The sequence below is a fragment of the Chlorobaculum sp. 24CR genome (genome assembly GCF_004118635.1).
Classification (GTDB): Bacteria; Bacteroidota; Chlorobiia; order Chlorobiales; family Chlorobiaceae; genus Chlorobaculum.
Genome location: NZ_SDGU01000076.1, coordinates 1 through 1,007, shown reverse-complemented (window position 1 = coordinate 1,007; position 1,007 = coordinate 1). Strand labels below are relative to the sequence as shown.

At 55.0% G+C, this 1,007-nt stretch carries 1 protein-coding gene; it reads right to left on the bottom strand.

Annotated elements, in window-relative coordinates; translation table 11 throughout:
* Nucleotides 1-934, bottom strand: a 934-nt coding sequence (locus EST62_RS12300; RefSeq protein WP_167599351.1) for an IS3 family transposase, incomplete at its 3' end; no start/stop codon positions are given.
* Nucleotides 935-1,007: the final 73 nt, after the last annotated feature.

Genomic DNA, 1,007 nt, shown 5'->3' with positions numbered 1-1,007 from the left:
TTGCCGGTCTTGATCCCCAACGCTCCGGATATGCCGCTCTGGCCTGTTGCAGCGTCGCGTTTCGCTGCTCATAAATGGCGTTTGCCTGACCGTATCTCAACTGATGCGGCGTCACGTAGCCTATCGAGGAGTGCTGGTGCGCCGTGTTGTACCAGTTGACGAATTCGCCCATCCAGCGCCGGGCATCCTCCAGAGTATCGAACGCTCCCGGCCAGCTCACGTGGTACTTCATCGTTTTGAAGAGCGATTCGATGTACGGGTTGTCGTTGCTGGTTCGTGGGCGGCTGTGCGACACGTCAACTTTAAGGTCTTGAAGCAGCGCCATAAGACTCACTCCTTTCATGGGATGGCCGTTATCGGAATGCACGTATCTGACCGTTGTCCGTCGCCCTTTCAGCATCCGCTCAAATAACGCCCGGCTGTGCCTCTCGCTCTCCTCCTCGTGCACCGCCCAGCCGACAATGGCCTTGTCGAAAATATCTTTGACGACATAGGCGTAATAAAAGAGTCCTTTAACCGTCCGGGCCATGTACGTGATGTCCCACGAATAGACCTGATCCGAGCCTGTTGCACGGCGTTCCGGCGGCTTTGAATGCCGGTGACGAACGCGCAGTTCACTTCGATGGTGTACTTGTCCTTTCGCTCTCAATATCCGGTAAAAGGTGCTCTCAGAGGCCAGATACCGCCCTTCACTCAAGAGCTGAGGCACGATCTCACAGGGCGTTAAGTCACGAAATCTTGGCTCGTTACAGACGCTGACGATCTCTTCTCTGGTTTCCGTTGGCACTTTCCGGTTCACGCTTTTGTTTGCCCCTTTCCGTCGGTCTCTGAGTCCCTCACGCTTCCAGCGTTGCAGGGTTCGCACCGAGATGCCGACCAGATCACACGCCGCGATATACCGGGCACCCTGTTCATGGGCTTCTTCTATCCACACGACAAGTTCCTCCTTATGGGCTTCAAGGATCAGTCTTCCTCGTTGTCCGTCGAAAGTGTGTTGAGTTTTTTTT